This is a genomic window from Citrobacter sp. Cpo148, from assembly GCF_030332375.1.
Classification (GTDB): Bacteria; Pseudomonadota; Gammaproteobacteria; order Enterobacterales; family Enterobacteriaceae; genus Citrobacter; species Citrobacter portucalensis.
On sequence record NZ_JAOWHY010000043.1, the window covers coordinates 432,931 to 452,795 of the forward strand.

At 52.1% G+C, this 19,865-nt stretch carries 16 protein-coding genes; 12 read left to right on the plus strand and 4 right to left on the minus strand.

Annotation, left to right across the window (positions count from 1 at the left end; translation table 11 throughout):
- The first annotated feature begins 105 nt into the window (after positions 1-105).
- From yddG to OGY10_RS12020, 3 genes are all read left to right on the plus strand, one after another.
- Complete coding sequence (gene yddG, locus OGY10_RS12010) at positions 106-987, plus strand: aromatic amino acid efflux DMT transporter YddG (protein WP_057069223.1); 882 nt, start codon at positions 106-108, stop codon at positions 985-987.
- A 460-nt stretch (positions 988-1,447) separates the two neighbouring features.
- Positions 1,448-2,536: a porin OmpD gene (gene ompD, locus OGY10_RS12015; protein WP_057068231.1), complete on the plus strand. Its 1,089-nt coding sequence runs from the start codon at positions 1,448-1,450 to the stop codon at positions 2,534-2,536.
- Between the two features lie 83 nt (positions 2,537-2,619).
- Positions 2,620-3,060, plus strand: coding sequence for a GFA family protein (locus tag OGY10_RS12020; RefSeq protein ID WP_003833032.1), 441 nt, complete (start codon positions 2,620-2,622; stop codon positions 3,058-3,060).
- Between the two features lie 3 nt (positions 3,061-3,063).
- On the opposite strand, the gene OGY10_RS12025 is transcribed toward OGY10_RS12020, so the two are convergent.
- A complete protein-coding gene (locus tag OGY10_RS12025) occupies positions 3,064-4,548 on the minus strand; it encodes an MFS transporter (RefSeq protein WP_057068229.1) in 1,485 nt (494 codons plus the stop codon).
- Between the two features lie 117 nt (positions 4,549-4,665).
- Here OGY10_RS12025 and OGY10_RS12030 point away from each other — a divergent pair, with 117 nt between their 5' ends.
- The 7 genes from OGY10_RS12030 (at position 4,666) to OGY10_RS12060 (ending at position 14,585) form a co-directional block, all read left to right on the plus strand.
- Positions 4,666-5,244, plus strand: a complete 579-nt coding sequence (locus OGY10_RS12030; protein ID WP_057068227.1) for a TetR family transcriptional regulator — start codon at positions 4,666-4,668, stop codon at positions 5,242-5,244.
- A gap of 212 nt (positions 5,245-5,456) precedes the next feature.
- Positions 5,457-6,842, plus strand: coding sequence for a NarK family nitrate/nitrite MFS transporter (locus OGY10_RS12035; protein ID WP_008784805.1), 1,386 nt, complete (start codon positions 5,457-5,459; stop codon positions 6,840-6,842).
- A gap of 96 nt (positions 6,843-6,938) precedes the next feature.
- Positions 6,939-10,679: a nitrate reductase subunit alpha gene (locus tag OGY10_RS12040; RefSeq protein ID WP_267445626.1), complete on the plus strand. Its 3,741-nt coding sequence runs from the start codon at positions 6,939-6,941 to the stop codon at positions 10,677-10,679.
- Positions 10,676-12,220 carry a nitrate reductase subunit beta gene (narH, locus tag OGY10_RS12045; protein ID WP_008784807.1) on the plus strand — a complete coding sequence of 515 codons (1,545 nt, stop codon included), beginning with the start codon at positions 10,676-10,678 and terminating at the stop codon, positions 12,218-12,220. Before OGY10_RS12040 ends, narH begins: the two co-directional genes overlap by 4 nt.
- A complete protein-coding gene (gene narW / locus OGY10_RS12050; protein ID WP_286576792.1) occupies positions 12,220-12,915 on the plus strand; it encodes a nitrate reductase molybdenum cofactor assembly chaperone in 696 nt (231 codons plus the stop codon). The genes narH and narW overlap by 1 nt, the downstream gene beginning before the upstream one ends.
- Complete coding sequence (narI, locus tag OGY10_RS12055; protein ID WP_003833047.1) at positions 12,912-13,592, plus strand: respiratory nitrate reductase subunit gamma; 681 nt, start codon at positions 12,912-12,914, stop codon at positions 13,590-13,592. Before narW ends, narI begins: the two co-directional genes overlap by 4 nt.
- A gap of 99 nt (positions 13,593-13,691) precedes the next feature.
- A complete protein-coding gene (locus OGY10_RS12060) occupies positions 13,692-14,585 on the plus strand; it encodes a PhzF family isomerase (protein WP_137377935.1) in 894 nt (297 codons plus the stop codon).
- A 58-nt stretch (positions 14,586-14,643) separates the two neighbouring features.
- Here the strand turns inward: OGY10_RS12060 and nhoA are convergent, their stop codons facing one another.
- Positions 14,644-15,489: an N-hydroxyarylamine O-acetyltransferase gene (nhoA, locus tag OGY10_RS12065; protein WP_048235350.1), complete on the minus strand. Its 846-nt coding sequence runs from the start codon at positions 15,487-15,489 to the stop codon at positions 14,644-14,646.
- A gap of 157 nt (positions 15,490-15,646) precedes the next feature.
- Here nhoA and OGY10_RS12070 point away from each other — a divergent pair, with 157 nt between their 5' ends.
- Both OGY10_RS12070 and OGY10_RS12075 read left to right on the plus strand, forming a co-directional pair.
- Complete coding sequence (locus OGY10_RS12070) at positions 15,647-16,219, plus strand: flavin reductase family protein (protein ID WP_048214173.1); 573 nt, start codon at positions 15,647-15,649, stop codon at positions 16,217-16,219.
- Between the two features lie 213 nt (positions 16,220-16,432).
- On the plus strand, positions 16,433-18,409 hold the full coding sequence (locus tag OGY10_RS12075; RefSeq protein ID WP_286576793.1) for an alkyl/aryl-sulfatase: 1,977 nt from the start codon (positions 16,433-16,435) through the stop codon (positions 18,407-18,409).
- Between the two features lie 37 nt (positions 18,410-18,446).
- On the opposite strand, the gene pptA is transcribed toward OGY10_RS12075, so the two are convergent.
- Both pptA and OGY10_RS12085 read right to left on the minus strand, forming a co-directional pair.
- The gene (gene pptA / locus OGY10_RS12080; RefSeq protein ID WP_032943490.1) at positions 18,447-18,674 is read right to left on the minus strand and encodes a tautomerase PptA; all 228 of its coding nucleotides are present in this window, start codon (positions 18,672-18,674) and stop codon (positions 18,447-18,449) included.
- Positions 18,675-18,708: 34 nt separating this feature from the next.
- Complete coding sequence (locus OGY10_RS12085) at positions 18,709-19,713, minus strand: LacI family DNA-binding transcriptional regulator (RefSeq protein ID WP_234102874.1); 1,005 nt, start codon at positions 19,711-19,713, stop codon at positions 18,709-18,711.
- Positions 19,714-19,865: the final 152 nt, after the last annotated feature.

Sequence of the window (19,865 nt, forward strand, 5' to 3'; positions counted from 1 at the left end):
ACCTATAAGGGGGTAGATAAAAGGTAATTAGTTAGCGCGCTACGGTGTAAAAGTGCTATAAATTTCAGCTTAAATTTTTACCAGCACTATGGACAGACAATCAGAATGACAAAACATAAAGCGACGTTAATTGGGCTCATTGCCATCGTGCTCTGGAGCACGATGGTCGGGCTAATGCGTGGGGTAAGTGAAGGACTGGGTCCTGCAGGTGGCGCAGCAATGATTTTTTCGTTAAGTGGCCTGTTGCTGATTTTTACCGTTGGCTTTCCGAATATCAGAAAAATTCCTGTGCGTTATTTAATCGCGGGTAGCGTGCTTTTTGTTACCTATGAAATATGTTTAGCGCTGGCTCTCGGTTATGCGGCTACTCGTCACCAGGCTATTGAAGTCGGTATGGTCAATTATCTCTGGCCGAGTCTGACGATATTGTTTGCTATTTTATTTAATGGTCAAAAAACAACCTGGCTGGTGATCCCTGGATTAATTATCGCACTGACCGGGGTTTGTTGGGTATTGGGTGGCGAAAATGGCCTTAATCCTGGTGAAATTATAAACAACGTTGCCAGCAGCCCGCTGAGCTATTTCCTCGCCTTTCTTGGCGCATTTATCTGGGCAACGTATTGCACGGTGACCAATAAATACGCAAAAGGCTTTAACGGTATTACCGTATTCGTTTTACTAACGGCTGCAAGTTTGTGGGTTTACTATTTTATGACTCCGCAACCAGAAATGATTTTCAGCACTTCGGTGAGTATTAAAATGTTCTCGGCGGCATTAACGTTAGGATTTGCCTATGCGGCGTGGAATATTGGCATTTTGCATGGCAACGTGACCATCATGGCCGTAGGTTCCTATTTTACCCCAGTGCTATCCTCCGCTCTGGCTGCTGTGTTACTCAGCGCCCCGTTGTCGCTATCTTTCTGGCAGGGTGCATTGATGGTTTGTGCGGGTTCGCTACTTTGCTGGTTGGCAACACGCCGCGCCTGAAAAAAATCCGGGTTTTATCGCGCAAATCTAAAACCCGGCTACACTGTAATCAAATTAATGAATAATAAATGTTCATTCCACTTGTGGCTTATGTTTATTTTTGTTTAATTTAATGTTAAGTAATTGGTAATTAATTAACTCCCGAAAATATTGCATGCTTATCTATATTCCTCAGTATGTATATATTATACCTGCGTGACTAACGCCATTTAAACCATAGACGGCACAATAGTCCCCTACGTAAATATACCCATTCAGATTTGTCACATATAAAGATTAATACAATCAGCTATATTATGTAGATCTGGATCACACAAATTCAAATATTTCGCAATATTATGAAACTTATTATTGAACTTATACCACTGCGTCATTTAAAAATAGTTTGCCATTGACGAACCCCTTCGTTTAGCAATGGTTTAGGAAACACACCAAGAAAAAATTATAAGGATTATTTAGAATGAAACTTAAATTAGTTGCAGTGGCAGTGACTAGCCTGTTGGCGGCAGGTGCGGTAAACGCAGCTGAGGTATATAACAAAGACGCAAACAAACTGGATATCTACGGTAAAGTTCACGCTCAGCATTACTTCTCTGACGACAACGGCAGCGATGGCGACAAAACCTACGCGCGTCTGGGCTTCAAAGGCGAAACTCAGATCAATGACCAACTGGTTGGTTTCGGTCAGTGGGAATATGAATTCAAAGGTAACCGTACTGAATCCACCGGTGGTTCCGACAAAGATAAAACTCGTCTGGCATTCGCTGGTCTGAAATTCGCTGAATACGGTTCTTTCGACTACGGTCGTAACTACGGCGTAGCATACGACATCGGCGCTTGGACCGACGTTCTGCCAGAATTCGGTGGCGATACCTGGACCCAGACTGACGTATTCATGACTGGCCGTACTACTGGCGTTGCAACCTACCGTAACACCGACTTCTTCGGTCTGGTTGAAGGTCTGAACTTTGCTGCTCAGTACCAGGGCAAAAACGAAGACAGCCGTAAGCCAAATGAAGCTAATGGTGACGGCTTCGGTCTGTCTACCACTTATGAATACGAAGGCTTTGGCGTAGGTGCTACCTATGCGAAATCTGACCGTACTGATTCTCAGGTAAACCGTGTAGGTGATCTGAACGCTCGCGGTAAAAACGCTGAAGTATGGGCTGCTGGTCTGAAATATGATGCGAACAACATCTACCTGGCGACCACTTACTCCGAAACCCGCAACATGACCGTGTTTGGTGATGCTAATAACATCGCTAACAAAACTCAGAACTTTGAAGCTGTTGCTCAGTATCAGTTCGACTTCGGTCTGCGTCCGTCCATCGCTTACCTGAAATCCAAAGGTAAAGACATCAACGGTTACGGCGACCAGGATCTGGTTGAATACGTAGACCTGGGTGCTACTTACTACTTCAACAAAAACATGTCTACCTTCGTTGATTACAAAATCAACCTGCTGGATGACAATGAATTCACTAGCAAAGCTGGCGCGAACATCAGCACTGACAACATCGTGGCTGTTGGTCTGAACTACCAGTTCTAATTTTGTTGTAGTCTGAATACAAAGCCAGTCCTCCAAGGGCTGGCTTTTTCTCTTAATGTAGACTCGGTCATAAGGAGTATGCCGTGCAGACATTCACTGGTCGTTGTCTTTGCGGACAGAGTCATTTTACCGTTGACGTCGAAATGCTGGATGTCTATGCCTGCCACTGTACGCTGTGTCAGAAATGGTCAGGCGGCATCGCCATGTATCTGGAAGCCAGCGCTCACCCGCTGATGTCGCCAGAATCGGCAGAACCTTCGCACTTTCCTTCTTCAAATCGTGGTGAACGGTTCTTCTGTTCCGGCTGCGGATGCCCACTGTGGTTTACGTTGACGGACAGCGATCGCTACTTTATTCCATGGACACTTCTGGAACTTAATGAGGTAGATCGCCGCCGCCTGATATTAGCGGCAGAGATCTATACGGAAACGCAACCTGCGTTCTGGAGACTGACGGGGCAATACGCTCGACTGAGTGGGAAAGAAGTCGAAGAGATGGATTACCCCTGTCATTTAGCTCACTAGTTATTAACGTTGTACCTTTGCCAGACTGAACCACATTCCTATCGCTAATATGATAAGCATGCTGCCGGCGCTGCTTAAGGCCACGCTATGTGACCAGGTGAACGCTTCTCTGGCAGCCGTCAGCAATGCCTCACTCAGTGACGACGGGAGCGAGTGCGCCAGTTGTACCGCCTCCCCCATTGACGATGTGGCTCGTTCTACTTCCTGCGGATTAAGTCCGGCTGGCGGCAGAATCGATGCAGAAAAGCTACGGCTCAGCAGTAAGCCAAAGATAGCGATCCCAAGTCCTGCCCCCAGTTCATAAGCCATTGTCTCGATGGCGCCAGCGGCCGCGGCTTTTTCCGCCGGCGCTGCTGCCATGATAGCCGCCGTTGAAGCCAGGAGCGCACTGGCGGCGCTGAAGCCGAGCAAAGCCATCAAAATCCAGGCTTGTATCTGTTGGCTACTGAAATCCGTCATCGCCAGGCCGTAAAAACTGACGGCGCTCAGCGCCATGCCCGCCGTTGCCACACAACGTAATCCCAGGCGTGAAACCAACATACCGGCGATCGGTCCGCTGAAACCACTTGCCAGCATCACAGGCAGCATGAACAATCCAGCCTGATATGGTGTTAAACCGTGAACAAACTGTAGTTCCTGAGCCATCAGCAACTCAAAACCCACCAGCGTTATCATCGCGGTCATCGCCATCACTACACCGCTCAAGATAATGCGATGCGTGAACAGACGCATATCAATCATCGGGCGAGCTGCCGCAAGCTGGATACGGACAAACTGCCACAACAGTAAAGCGCCGGTTAACAGCGTCAGGGCGATGGCAACGGTCGCCGTATGCCCTTTCAGCGCAGTTTTAGCGCTGTAAACCAACAGCAGAATGGCAACAATCAGCATTATCGCATGACCAAAATTTAACGATTGATCGCGACGTCCGGCCTGGCGCGGCACTAAGCGTGCGGTTAAAGCCATTACCACCAGGACAATCGGCACATTAATTAAGAATACGGACCCCCAGTAGAAGTGCTCCAGCAGCATCCCGCCAACCAGTGGGCCAAACGCCGCACCGCCGGAACCGACCGCCGCCCAGACGCCGAGCGCCATATTTCGATGCCGTTGCTCAGAGAACGTGGCGCGAATACCCGCCAGCGTTGCCGGAACAATCATCGCCGCGCCAATCGCCAATACCGCCCGGGTGGCAATCAGCCAGCTTGCGCTATGAGCAAAAGCGGCCGCCAGCGATGCGAGACCAAATAATCCACCGCCTAACAGCAGCAGACGTTTAAAGCCGATGCGATCCCCCAGCGCACCCATTGGCAATACCATTCCGGCCATTACCAGGGAATAAATATCAATGATCCACAGCAGCTCGTTACCACTGGCACCCAGCGTCATACTCAGCGTGGGCGCGGCAACGTGCAGCACCGTTGCATCAATCGCAACAGGGATGTAGACCAGCACAATAATGACTAACGTTAACCACTGACGAAACATAAAACTCCCTAACGAAACCAAAACTGGACACACGTCCAGCTTTAGCGATCCTACGGAAAATTGAACATATGTCCAACTTTTTGTTAGACTGCGATCTATACGGGTACAGGAGGAATGATGAGCTATCTAAATCGGGATGAACGTCGGGAAGTGATTCTGCAAGCAGCAATGCGTGTCGCACTTGAAGAAGGATTTTCCGCCATGACGGTTCGACGCATTGCTGCAGAAGCTCACGTCGCGACGGGCCAGGTACATCACCATTTCGCCTCTGCCGGCGAGCTCAAATCCCAGGCATTTGTGCGCCTTATCCGCACCCTACTTGATGCCGAACTGGTCAGCGAAGACGCCAGTTTCCGTGAGCGACTGCATGCGATGCTAGGCAGTGAAGATGGTGGTCTGGAACCCTATATTAAGCTATGGCGTGAAGCACAGGTTGTTGCGGGTAAAGATCCGGAAATTAAAAGCGCCTACCTGTTGACCATGCGAATGTGGCACGAAGAAACCGCCAACATCATTACACAAGGACAGAAAGCCGGTGAGTTCTCATCCGCGCCTGATGCCGCCGACGTCGCATGGCGCTTAATCGCATTAGTCTGCGGCCTGGATGGTATGTACATATTAGGTATTGAGGAAATGGCCGATCCTGCATTCGATCGTCATCTTGATCGTATGATAACGCAGGAGTTATTTATTTGATGTAATAGATGGATTAACAATACATCTTTTATGTTTACAATTAGTAACACTTAAGCAACGTGTAATTCTCCCATCACGCCGCGTTATTGCGCTTTTTTATCTATTCTTTCAGTCAATATTCCTAAAACTTTTCAATAGTTTCTAAAAAGAAGCCGCGCGGCGCTGCATGCGTTTATTTCTTTTTCATGAACGGCATGTGCATGGAGAATAATATGTCATCATCAAATGAGAAAAATAATCGTTATCTTTTAACTGACTGGAAACCAGAGAACCCCGGCTTTTGGGAAAATAAAGGCAAGCACATTGCGCGCAGAAACCTCTGGATATCAGTGAGTTGCCTGCTTCTTGCGTTTTGCGTTTGGATGCTGTTCAGTGCCGTAGCCGTCAATCTGAATAAAATTGGTTTTAATTTCACCACCGACCAACTGTTTTTATTAACGGCATTGCCATCTCTTTCTGGTGCAATATTACGCGTACCCTACTCCTTTATGGTACCTATATTTGGTGGTCGTCGCTGGACCATTTTTAGCACGATTATTCTGGTTATTCCCTGCGTCTGGCTCGGATTTGCCGTGCAAAATACCGCTACTCCGTTTGGAGTATTTATAATCATTGCGCTGATGTGTGGTTTTGCTGGCGCTAACTTTGCCTCCAGCATGGGCAATATCAGCTTTTTCTTCCCCAAAGCGAAGCAAGGTAGCGCATTAGGCGTTAACGGTGGTCTCGGCAACCTCGGCGTCAGCGTGATGCAGTTGATCGCGCCACTGGTGATCTTTCTGCCCATATTTACCTTTTTGGGCGTACAGGGCGTACCGCAAGCTGACGGCTCGTTATTGTCGCTGGCCAATGCAGCATGGATATGGGTGCCGTTACTGCTGATAGCCACCGTGGCAGCGGGCATGGGAATGAACGACATTGCCAGCTCGAAGGCCTCAATTGCCTCCCAGTTACCGGTACTCAAGCGTTTTCATCTGTGGTTATTAAGTCTGCTGTATCTCGCCACCTTCGGTTCATTTATCGGTTTTTCGGCAGGCTTTGCCATGCTGGCGAAAACCCAGTTCCCCGATGTGAATATCCTGCAACTGGCGTTCTTCGGCCCCTTCATCGGCGCGCTTGCACGATCGGCGGGTGGTGTTATCTCTGACAAGTTTGGTGGTGTGCGTGTCACCCTAATTAACTTCATCTTTATGGCACTGTTCAGCGCCCTGCTGTTTCTCACTTTGCCCGGCTCGGGCGAAGGTAGCTTTATCGCGTTTTACCTGGTGTTTATGGGCTTGTTCCTGACCGCGGGTCTGGGCAGCGGTTCAACCTTCCAGATGATTGCGGTGATCTTTCGCAAAATCACAATTTATCGGGTGAAGCTGCATGGTGGTACCGAAGAACAGGCTCAGCGGGAAGCGGTAACCGATACCGCAGCCGCCCTGGGATTTATTTCCGCTATTGGCGCAGTGGGGGGCTTCTTCATTCCTAAAGCGTTTGGCTCATCGCTGGCGTTGACCGGCTCTCCGGTGGGTGCCATGAAAATATTCCTCGTGTTTTACATCGTCTGCGTGCTGGTGACCTGGTTGGTCTATGGCCGTAAATCACAAAAAAAATAACAAAATGGATACCGCAGGATCGGACATTTAGGTAGGTCGGATCAGGCCTGGAGTTCGATTCACCGTCGGCAATATTATCGAAGCAGGAGTTATGTCATGAGTAAACTGTTAGACCGCTTTCGCTACTTTAAACAAAAGGGCGATACGTTTGCCGAGGGGCACGGGCAAGTGATGCACACCAACCGGGACTGGGAAGACAGCTATCGTCAGCGCTGGCAGTTCGACAAAATTGTGCGTTCTACCCACGGCGTTAACTGTACCGGCTCATGCAGCTGGAAGATCTACGTTAAAAACGGGCTTGTGACCTGGGAAACGCAGCAAACCGACTACCCGCGTACTCGTCCTGACCTGCCAAATCATGAGCCCCGTGGCTGTCCACGCGGCGCCAGCTACTCGTGGTATCTCTATAGCGCTAACCGCCTGAAATATCCGCTGGTGCGTAAACGCTTAATCGAATTGTGGCGCGACGCCCTCTCCCGCCAGCCCGATCCGGTGCTGGCCTGGGAATCCATTATGAACGACCCGCAAAAATGCCAGAGCTACAAGCAGGTACGCGGGCGCGGTGGATTTATCCGTTCGAACTGGAAAGAGCTTAATCAGCTGATTGCTGCCGCCAACGTCTGGACGGTGAAAACCTACGGCCCGGATCGCGTGGTCGGCTTCTCCCCGATCCCGGCGATGTCGATGGTTTCCTATGCCGCCGGCACACGCTATCTCTCGCTAATCGGCGGAACCTGTCTGAGTTTCTATGACTGGTACTGCGACTTACCGCCCGCGTCACCGATGACCTGGGGCGAGCAGACCGACGTTCCTGAATCCGCCGACTGGTATAACTCCAGCTATATCATCGCCTGGGGCTCTAACGTGCCGCAGACCCGTACACCGGATGCGCACTTTTTCACAGAAGTACGCTACAAAGGCACCAAGACGATTGCCATTACGCCGGATTACTCGGAAGTCGCTAAACTGTGCGATCAGTGGCTGGCACCCAAACAAGGGACAGACAGCGCGCTGGCAATGGCGATGGGCCACGTCATCCTGAAAGAGTTCCACCTCGACAATCCCAGCGATTATTTCCTCAATTACTGTCGTCGCTATACCGACATGCCGATGCTGGTTTTACTGGATGCCCGCGAAGATGGCAGCTACGTGCCTGGACGCATGATGCGTGCTTCAGACCTTGTCGATGGTCTCGGCGAAAGCAACAATCCAGAGTGGAAAACCGTGGCCTTTAACAGTGAAGGTGAGCTGGTCGTGCCGAACGGCTCCATCGGCTTTCGCTGGGGTGAAACAGGCAAATGGAACCTCGAGTCGTTGGCCGCTGGGGCAGAAACAGAACTTTCCCTCTCGTTGCTGGGTCAACATGATGAAGTGACCGGCGTGGCATTCCCCTACTTTGGCGGCAATGAAAACCCTCATTTTCGCAGTGTAAAACAAGAACCGGTGCTGGTACGGCAACTTCCGGTAAAACGTCTCACCCTCGCCGATGGCAGCAACTGTCCGGTAGTGAGCGTTTATGATCTGGTGCTGGCGAATTATGGCCTCGATCGTGGTCTGGATGACGTTCATAGCGCACAAGATTACAGCGAAGTGAAAGCCTACACCCCGGCCTGGGGCGAGCAAATTACCGGCGTGCCACGCCGTCATATCGAACAAATCGCCCGTGAGTTTGCCGATACGGCGCACAAAACGCATGGCCGTTCGATGATCATTCTCGGGGCTGGCGTGAACCACTGGTATCACATGGATATGAACTACCGGGGCATGATTAACATCCTGGTGTTCTGTGGCTGCGTGGGACAGAGCGGCGGCGGCTGGGCGCACTATGTGGGTCAGGAGAAACTGCGTCCGCAAACCGGTTGGTTGCCGCTGGCCTTTGCGCTGGACTGGAACCGACCACCGCGTCAGATGAACAGCACTTCGTTTTTCTACAACCATTCCAGCCAGTGGCGTTATGAAAAACTTACCGCGCAGGAACTCCTCTCTCCACTGGCCGATGCGTCGAAGTTTAGCGGACATTTGATTGACTTTAACGTGCGGGCTGAAAGGATGGGCTGGCTGCCGTCTGCGCCGCAGCTTAACCTCAACCCTTTGACTGTTAAAGCAAAAGCCGAACAAGCAGGGCTATCTCCTGCGCAATACACCGCACAGGCGCTGAAGTCAGGTGATATTCGTTTTGCCTGCGAACAGCCAGATAACGGCAAAAACCATCCGCGCAACCTCTTCGTCTGGCGCTCTAACCTGCTCGGCTCCTCCGGTAAAGGGCATGAATACATGCTCAAATATTTGCTGGGTACCGAAAGCGGGATCCAGGGGGAAGCGCTCGGTTCAAGCGAGGGTATTAAACCTGAAGAGGTTGAATGGCAGTCGGCGGCGATAGAGGGCAAGCTCGATCTGCTGGTCACGCTCGATTTCCGAATGTCCAGTACCTGTTTGTTCTCCGATATCGTACTGCCAACCGCTACCTGGTATGAAAAAGACGATATGAATACCTCGGATATGCATCCGTTTATTCACCCGTTGTCTGCGGCGGTCGACCCGGCATGGGAATCGAAGAGCGACTGGGAAATTTATAAAGGCATCGCCAAAGTATTTTCTGAGGTTTGCGTCGGACACCTTGGACAAGAAACGGATGTGGTATTGCAACCGCTGCAACACGACTCTCCGGCAGAGCTGGCGCAGCCGTTTGACATTCAGGACTGGCGCAAAGGCGAATGCGATCTCCTCCCGGGCAAAACGGCACCGAATATCGCCGTTGTGGAGCGTGACTACCCCGCCACCTACGAACGCTTTACTTCACTTGGCCCGCTCATGGACAAACTCGGTAACGGCGGGAAAGGCATTGCGTGGAATACCCAGGCGGAAGTCGATTTCCTCGGCAAGCTGAACTACACCAAGCGCGAAGGCCCGGCAAAAGGACGCCCGCTGATTGACACCGCGCTGGATGCCTCTGAGGTGATCCTCGCCCTGGCACCGGAAACAAACGGTCAGGTGGCGGTGAAAGCCTGGGAAGCGCTGGGGGCGATGACCGGACGCGACCATACGCACCTGGCGTTGAACAAAGAAGACGAAAAGATCCGTTTTCGCGATATCCAGGCGCAGCCGCGCAAAATCATCTCCAGCCCCACCTGGTCCGGGTTGGAAAGTGAACATGTTTCCTATAACGCAGGCTATACCAACGTCCACGAGCTGATCCCATGGCGTACTCTGTCCGGTCGCCAGCAGCTGTATCAGGATCACGCGTGGATGCGAGCGTTCGGTGAAAGTCTGGTGGCGTATCGTCCACCTATCGATACCCGCAGCGTCAGTGAAATGCGCGAGGTTCCGCCTAACGGCTTCCCGGAAAAAGCGCTCAACTTCCTGACGCCGCACCAGAAATGGGGGATCCACTCCACCTATAGCGAAAACCTGCTGATGCTGACGCTGTCGCGCGGCGGACCTATTGTCTGGATCAGCGAGACCGATGCCAAAGAGCTGGGCATTGAGGATAACGACTGGATTGAAGCCTTCAACGCCAACGGTGCGCTCACCGCGCGTGCAGTGGTGAGTCAACGCGTGCCACCGGGAATGACCATGATGTATCACGCTCAGGAGCGAATCATGAATATCCCTGGCTCAGAAGTGACCGGGATGCGCGGCGGGATCCATAACTCGGTGACCCGCGTCTGCCCGAAACCCACGCACATGATAGGTGGCTATGCGCAGCTGGCATACAGCTTCAACTATTACGGTACGGTCGGCTCTAACCGCGATGAGTTCATCATGATTAGAAAAATGAAAAATATTAACTGGCTGGATGATGAAGGTCGCGATCAGGTACAGGAGGCGAAAAAATGAAAATACGCTCACAGGTAGGCATGGTTCTTAATCTGGATAAGTGCATCGGCTGCCACACCTGCTCCGTCACCTGTAAAAACGTCTGGACCGGGCGTGAAGGGATGGAATATGCGTGGTTTAACAACGTCGAGACTAAACCGGGGATTGGCTATCCAAAAAACTGGGAAGATCAGGAAGAGTGGCAAGGCGGCTGGGTTCGCGATGTTAACGGCAAGATAAGACCGCGTCTGGGCGGTAAGATGGGCGTGATCACCAAAATTTTCGCCAACCCGGTGATCCCGCAAATCGATGATTACTATGAGCCGTTTACCTACGATTATCAGCATCTGCATAGCGCACCGGAAAGCAAAAACCAGCCCACTGCGCGTCCACGTTCGTTGATTGACGGCAAACGGATGGACAAGATTATCTGGGGCCCCAACTGGGAAGAACTGCTCGGCGGTGAATTCTCAAAACGCGCCCGTGACCGTAACTTTGAGAAAATGCAGAAGGAGATGTACGGTCAGTTCGAAAACACTTTCATGATGTATTTGCCGCGACTTTGTGAACACTGCCTGAACCCAAGCTGTGTCGCCACCTGCCCGAGCGGTGCCATCTATAAGCGTGAAGAAGACGGCATTGTGCTGATCGACCAGGACAAATGTCGCGGCTGGCGCTTGTGCATCAGCGGCTGTCCGTACAAAAAAATCTACTTTAACTGGAAGAGCGGTAAGTCAGAGAAGTGCATTTTCTGCTACCCACGTATTGAGTCCGGCCAGCCGACGGTATGTTCGGAAACCTGCGTTGGACGTATCCGTTATCTCGGCGTATTGCTGTACGACGCCGACCGCATCGAAGAAGCGGCCAGCACCGAGCATGAGACCGATCTCTATGAGCGTCAGTGCGATGTATTCCTCAATCCGCACGATCCGGCGGTCATTGAAGAGGCGTTAAAACAAGGTATTCCACACAACGTCATCGAAGCGGCCCAACGTTCGCCAGTCTACAAAATGGCGATGGACTGGAAGCTGGCGCTGCCGCTGCACCCGGAATATCGCACCCTGCCGATGGTCTGGTATGTACCACCATTGTCACCGATTCAGTCGGTCGCCGATGCGGGCGGACTGCCGCACAATGGCAACATTTTGCCGGCGGTTGAGTCGCTGCGAATTCCGGTTCAGTACCTCGCCAACATGCTCAGTGCGGGTGATACCGGTCCGGTGCTGCGCGCGCTGAAACGTATGATGGCCATGCGCCACTATATGCGTGCGCAGACAGTGGAAGGCGTGACGGACACCCGCGCGATTGAGGAAGTGGGTTTGACCGTTGAGCAGGTTGAAGAGATGTATCGCTATCTGGCCATCGCCAACTATGAGGACCGCTTTGTGATCCCGACCAGCCACCGTGAAATGGCGCGCGATGCCTTCCCGGAGAAAAACGGCTGCGGATTTACTTTCGGTGACGGCTGCCATGGCTCAGATACCAAATTCAACCTGTTTAACAGTAGCCGTATTGATGCCATCGACATCACCGAAGTGCGCGATAAAGCGGAGGGTGAATAATGCAAATCCTGAAGGTTATCGGCCTGCTGATGGAATATCCCGACGAGCTGCTGTGGGAGTATAAAGACGACGCGCTGGCGCTTGTGGCCAGCGATGCCCCCATGCTTACCGAATTTAGCCAGGGATTGCTCAATGCGCCACTGCTGGATAAACAAGCGGAATGGTGCGAAATCTTTGACCGGGGCCGGGCCACCTCTCTGCTGTTGTTTGAGCACGTGCACGCCGAGTCCCGTGACCGGGGTCAGGCGATGGTTGATCTGCTGGCGCAGTATGAAAAGGTCGGGCTACAGCTCGACTGCCGCGAACTACCGGATCACCTGCCGTTGTATCTGGAGTATTTGAGCGTGTTGCCGGAGGGCCAGGCCAAAGAAGGACTGCAGAACGTTGCACCGATTCTGGCTCTGTTGGGCGGGCGCTTAAAACGGCGCGATACGCCGTGGTATCAACTGTTTGACGCCCTGCTGCTGCTTGCCGGAAGCCCTCTTTCAAGTGACAGTGTCACTAAGCAGGTTGGTGCTGAAACCCGCGATGATACTCGTCAGGCGCTGGATGCGGTGTGGGAAGAGGAACAGGTGAAGTTTATCGAGGATAACGCCACCGCCTGCGACAGTTCACCGTTACAAAACTATCAACGACGCTTTAGCCAGGACGTGGCGCCGCAGTATGTCGACGTCAGCGCGGGAGGCCCGAAATGATACAGTACCTGAACGTCTTTTTTTACGATATCTACCCGTACCTGTGCGGTACGGTGTTTATCCTCGGCAGTTGGCTACGCTATGACTACGGGCAATACACCTGGCGCGCCTCTTCCAGCCAGATGCTGGACAAACGCGGCATGGTGCTGTGGTCAAACCTGTTCCACATCGGCATTCTGGGGATCTTTTTCGGTCACCTGTTCGGCATGCTAACGCCGCACTGGATGTATGCCTGGTTCCTGCCGATTGCGGTGAAACAACAGATGGCGATGATTGCCGGTGGGCTTTGTGGCGTACTGACGCTGGTTGGTGGCGCAGGTTTGCTGGTGCGGCGTCTGACCAACCCGCGCATTCGTGCAACGTCTTCCACCGCTGATATTCTGATCCTTTGCGTTCTGCTGATTCAGTGTATCCTCGGCTTAACCACCATCCCGTTCTCCGCACAGCATCCTGACGGCAGTGAAATGCTGAAACTGGTTGGTTGGGCGCAGTCAGTGGTGACTTTCCAGGGCGGCGCATCTGCACATCTGGATGGTGTGGCGTTGATTTTCCGTGTGCACCTGGTTCTGGGGATGACTATCTTCCTGCTATTCCCGTTCACCCGTCTGGTCCACGTATGGAGTGCGCCGTTTGAGTACTTCACTCGCCGCTATCAGATAGTGCGTTCCCGCCGATAATTGAACTCTGATGCCCGGTAGCGCTTGCGCTTACCGGGCCTGCATCGCTATCCCGCTTTTTGTACGTTATGATGCTTCTCCATTTCAGGGAGAACACTAATGAAACCACAGGTTTACCACGTCGATGCCTTTACCTCGGTCCCTTTTCGCGGCAACTCAGCAGGTGTGGTTTTACATGCTGATGGACTGAGTGACGCGCAGATGCAGCTCATCGCTCGCGAGCTGCGTCATTCAGAAACCGCATTTCTGCTGACCAGTGACGACAGCGATGTTCGCATCCGCTATTTCACCCCGACGGTCGAAGTTCCTATCTGTGGGCATGCTACCGTCGCCGCGCATTATGTGCGGGCTAAGGTGCTGGGTCTGGGCAACTGCACGGTCTGGCAAACCTCGCTGGCCGGACGTCATCGGGTGGATATTGACGCTACCGGGAACGACTATCGCATTAGCCTTGAGCAAGGTGAACCGGGTTTTGAACCTCCGCTGGAGGGCGCTGTTCGTACTGCGATTCTCGATGCGCTGCACCTGAGCGAAGACGATATGCTGGCAGGCTTACCCATTCAGGTTGCCACGACCGGACATTCGAAAGTGATGATTCCACTGAAACCCGAGGTGGACCTTGACGCCCTTTCCCCTGATTTACCGGCTTTGACCGCCATCAGCCAGCAAATTGGCTGTAACGGCTTTTTCCCTTTTCAAATCCGCGAGGGCGAAAACGCCACTGATGGCCGCATGTTTTCACCTGCTATTGGTATTGTGGAAGACCCGGTTACCGGCAATGCCAACGGTCCAATGGGCGCGTGGCTGGTCCACCATGGGCTGATGGCGCATGATGGGAAAACGTTACGTGTTCAGGGGCATCAGGGCCGTGCGCTCGGGCGCGACGGGATTGTTGATGTGACGGTGACTATCCGTGAAAACCAGCCGGAAAAAGTCACCATTACCGGTTCGGCGGTGATCCTGTTTCACGCAGAATGGGCGATAGATTTTTAATTGTTCCCGAAGGCCGGATAAGGCGATGACGCCGTATCCGGCATGACTTCCGATGCCCCTATTTCCCCGCCTCCGGATGCGTATCAAACGCCGCCATGACCGTCGCCAGCTCATCTTCGGTAAACCCATGCTTCACGTCATCCACACCCAGTCCAAATCGTTCTTGCAACAACGCATACAAACTGGCGACATCAGGCAAATTAATCTGCTCTACCGCATGTCCATCCTGATAATGGGTAAAGTGAAAATTGGTTAACGTTAATTTCCCGCCGTCGGGCAGATGACGGCACATCAGCAGATGATGGCGAAAATGTGATTGCGGCCAGTGTGCGGACCAGAAGTTGCCCATCAGATAATCGCTCTGATGCTGCACGACCAGATCGAAACGATACATTGACTGCCAGTGTTCGTGATGACGGAACTGGAGGATCCAATCTTCACCTTCCTGAATCAGCCGATATTCGCCGTGTGGCGTCTTCTGCTCAGTGTTAGCCTGCAGACGAATCGGCGCCGTCAGCGTTTGTCCGCCGAAACCAACGTCGGCGATCCACTGCTCTCCCTGCAATTCAACCAGCAACAGACGATGCGTGCGCGGCGGCAGGCTTGACGGATTTGCCAGTACCACGCGACCGAGAAGGCTACGTACGTTAAAACCGATTTCGCGTAGCGCGCGTTCAAACACGCCATTCTGTTCAAAGCAATAACCGCCACGACGCGCCGTTACCAGCTTCTCTTCCAGCGACAAATCGTCAAGCTGCATCTCTCTTGGCAGTAATACATCCAGGTTTTCAAAGGGAATTGCGCTGTTGTGCAGTAGATGTAGCGCTTGCAAGGTTTCAAGGTTGACGTTGGCCGAACCTGACCAGCCAATACGGGCAAAATAAGCGGTTAAAAAAGGCGTCATACGGAGTTCCTGTTCGATTAATGCAGTACTTATAACGTATTTTTCGTTTTACGCTGTCGATTTTGTGCGTTGTTAATTCCTGTGAGGCGACAAAATCGCTAATACCGTTAATATCTATGTTTATTGTGGTGTGTTATCTCTCAGCCAAGGAGCATCCATGAGCCATTTTCGTCCGATCGAATTAAAACATGCCAGCCGGCTACTCAATCATGGCCCAACGATATTGATAACCAGCCGGGATGAGCATACCGAGCGGCGAAATGTGATGGCTGCGGCATGGTCAATGCCCGTTGAATTCGAGCCGCCGCGGGTAGCAATTGTTGTTGATAAGACCGCCTGGTCGCGGGATCTCATTGAACGTAGCGGTAAATTCGGCATCGTTATTCCGGGTATCGCCGCCGTCAACTGGACCTGGGCCGTAGGCAGCGTTTCCGGTCGCGTGGAAGATAAATTCAACTGTTACGGCATTCCCGTGGTGCAAGGACCCGTGCTAGGTTTACCGCTGATAGAAGCGAAATGTCTGGCCTGGATGGAGTGTCGCCTGTTGCCAGCCACGGCGGCACAGGAAAAATATGACACTCTGTTTGGGGAAGTGGTCTCCGCTGCCGCTGATGAGCGAGCCTTCGTGGAAGGACGCTGGCAGTTTGATGATGGCAAGCTCAATACTCTGCATCACCTTGGAGCCGGAACATTTGTCTCCAGCGGGAAAATTATTACTGCTGGTGAATGATAGTATGCTAACGGATGGCGGCTCTGCTCTGTCATCCGCAACTTTTTTCTTAAAACTTCTGGAAAACCAGTTAGATAAATTACTCTGCCTTCCTTGCCTAATCATTCATGTGAATTATAGTTAATCTTGCACTAACTCAAATACCTAATCAAAACGCTATCCGTCAAAGCAGCATCCCCAACTGTACTTTTGAAGTGTCAGAGAGGTTTTACGATGCAACTTAATAGAATCGCACAAAGTTTTATACTTGCTGGGTTACTCACATCGTTTTCTGTTCCCCTTATGGCCGCTGAAGCCCCCAAAGACGCTACAGCCGCCACGCAACAAGCCAACAACGCGCTTTACAATCAACTGCCCTTCTCCGATAACACCGACTTTACCGACGCCCACAAAGGCTTTATCGCCCCACTCCCGCAGGACGTGATCAAGGGCGAGCAGGGAAATGTTATCTGGAATCCGCAGCAGTACGCGTTCATCAAAGAAGGCGATAAAGCCCCGGATACGGTTAACCCGAGCCTGTGGCGTCAATCTCAGTTGATCAACATCAGCGGGCTGTTTGAAGTAACGGATGGCGTTTACCAGATTCGTAACCTCGATCTGTCAAACATGACCATTATTGAAGGTAAAGAAGGCATCACCGTTGTTGACCCGCTGGTCTCGGCAGAAACGGCCAAAGTCGGAATGGATCTTTACTTTAAAAACCGCGGTCAAAAACCGGTTGTTGCAGTGATTTATACCCACAGCCACGTTGACCATTACGGCGGCGTACGCGGCGTTGTCGATGAAGCCGACGTTAAAGCGGGCAAAGTGAAAGTTTATGCGCCAGCCGGCTTTATGGAAGCCGCGGTCGCTGAGAATATCATGGCCGGTAACGTCATGAGCCGCCGCGCGAGCTACATGTACGGCAACCTACTCAAACCTGATGCCAAAGGCCAGGTCGGCGCGGGACTGGGAACCACGACCTCCGCGGGAACCGTTACCCTGATTGCGCCAACAAATATCATTGAGAAAGATGGACAAAAAGAGGTCATCGATGGCCTGACCTATGACTTCATGCTGGCCCCGGGTTCCGAAGCACCGTCGGAAATGCTGTGGTACATCGAAGAGAAGAAACTGATTGAATCCGCAGAAGATGTTACCCACACCCTGCACAACACCTACTCCCTGCGCGGAGCCAAAATTCGTGAGCCGCTGCCGTGGTCCAAATACATCAACGAAGCGATTGTGCGCTGGGGTGATAAAGCCGAAGTGCTGATGGCGCAGCACCACTGGCCAACCTGGGGTAATGACAAGGTGGTCAGCCTGCTGAAAAGTCAGCGCGATCTGTATCGTTACATCAACGACCAGACGCTACGCATGGCTAACGAAGGTCTGACCCGCGATGAAATCGCTGCCAACTTTAAGCTGCCGGACTCACTGGCACATACCTGGGCTAACCGCGGTTACTATGGCTCCGTGAGCCATGACGTAAAAGCGACCTATGTGCTCTATCTCGGCTGGTTTGACGGCAACCCGGCAACGCTGGATGAGCTGCCGCCGGAAGAGTCTGCGAAGAAATTTGTCGACTACATGGGTGGTGCGGACGACATTTTGCAGAAAGCAAAAGCCGACTATGACCAGGGCAACTACCGCTGGGTGGCACAGGTGGTAAGCAAAGTCGTGTTTGCCGATCCAAATAACCAGGCCGCACGTAATCTGGAAGCAGATGCGCTTGAGCAACTGGGTTATCAGGCTGAATCCGGCCCGTGGCGTAACTTCTACCTGACCGGCGCGCAAGAGCTGCGTAACGGCGTGGTCAAAGGCCCAACCCCGAATACCGCCAGCCCGGATACCGTTCGTGCTATGACGCCGGAAATGTTCTTCGATTATCTGGCAGTGCATATTAACGGACAAAAAGCGGGTGATGCGAAGTCGGTGTTTAACATCGATCTTGGCAGTGATGGCGGTAAATATAAGCTTGAGCTGGAGAATGGCGTCCTGAACCATACCGCCAATGCCGAAGCGAAAGATGCCGATGCTACGATCACGCTTAATCGCGATACGCTGAACAAAATCATCCTCAAGGAAGTGACGCTGAAACAAGCACAAGACAGCGGTGACGTGAAGATAACCGGTGACGGCGCCAAGCTTGATGCCATGCTCGGCTATATGGATAAATTCGAATTCTGGTTCAACATCGTTACGCCATAAGCACAACGATAACGGGCGGAAATCCGCCCGTTTTTTCTTACATACTGTAGCCAGGTTTTTTAATTAATCTCGCCATCTGCGGCACAATTTCCTTATCCCACACGGCCTGCCACGCCTCTGGCTCAACTTCATTGAGCGCCACGCTGACTGAACTGTCTTTGCTTTGCAAATGACGAATAATAACCTCGGTAATATCCGCCGCCAGGGCGGTTTTCTGTTCGTCGGTAAGAGAGCGAGGAAAACATTTAATATCAACGTGCGGCATAGCAGATTCCTTATTGTTTTGGGTTGCAGGTAACTTATGCGGACTCTCGTTCAACCAGATGAAAACCGACATCAATAATATCGTCTTCACGCGGAATTTGTTCGATACGATCGGCAAGCAGTGAAGCGGCACGTTGTCCAATGGCCCGTCGGTCGACGCTGACGGTGGTGATCGCAGGTCGGTTACTGGCGGCAAAATCGAGATCGCCAAAACCGATAATCGCTAACTCCTGCGGCACGCGTAGACCACGGCTTTCGGCTTCCATGATCGCCCCCTGGGCTAGCGTATCAGAGCTACAGACAATGACATCAAACTCGCGATCCGCCAATAGCTGCGTTAATCCAGAGCGTCCCAATGCCAGAGAGGCCGGAAGCGGAACATCCACCTGTGCGTCAGCCGCAACACCATGACGTCTCAGCGCATCGCACAGTCCTTGTTTACGCTGTCCCGCCCGGCGATCGGCAGTCCATAACAACCCCGGACGTCGATAGCCTTTATTCAGCAGATAGTCTGCCACCGCTTGCCCGACCTTTTCATGCGAAAAACCGACCAGCATATCGATGGGTGTTGGGGTTAAATCCCAGATTTCCACGACCGGGATGGCCGCATTAAGAATCACTTTTTTCAGCTCAGCGGTATGATGAATACCGGTGAGTACTACACCATCCGGGCGACGAGAAAGCAGCGTCGCCACCAGCTCTGCCTCAGTTTGCGGTGTATAACCCGACACGCAAAGCAAAATGTGGTATCCGCGTTCTGCCAGTTCATCACTTAATGACTGGATGGTATCGACAAACATATTGTTGTTAATTTGCGGAATAACCACGGCGATAAGCTTGCTGCGACGCGACGCCAGTCCCCCAGCCAGTGCGTTGGGAATATAGCCGGTGGCGCGCACCGCCTGCATCACTTTTTCAACCGTTTTCGGGCGCACCAGCTGCGGGGTATTCAACGCCCTGCTCACCGTCATGGGTGACAATCCCGCGGTACGGGCAACATCTTCCAGCGTGGGAGCGCGCGGTGGTTTGGGATTTTTCACTGTCGATGCCCTTGTCAAAAATCGCTGATTTATCCTGGCATTATTCATCATGATTTTGGCTATTGCCAGCGTTGCTCAGTGATAACGCAGGGAAAACAGCAGCTTAGTTAATTATCGCCACTCAAAATGATAGCGCAATCACAATGATTTGT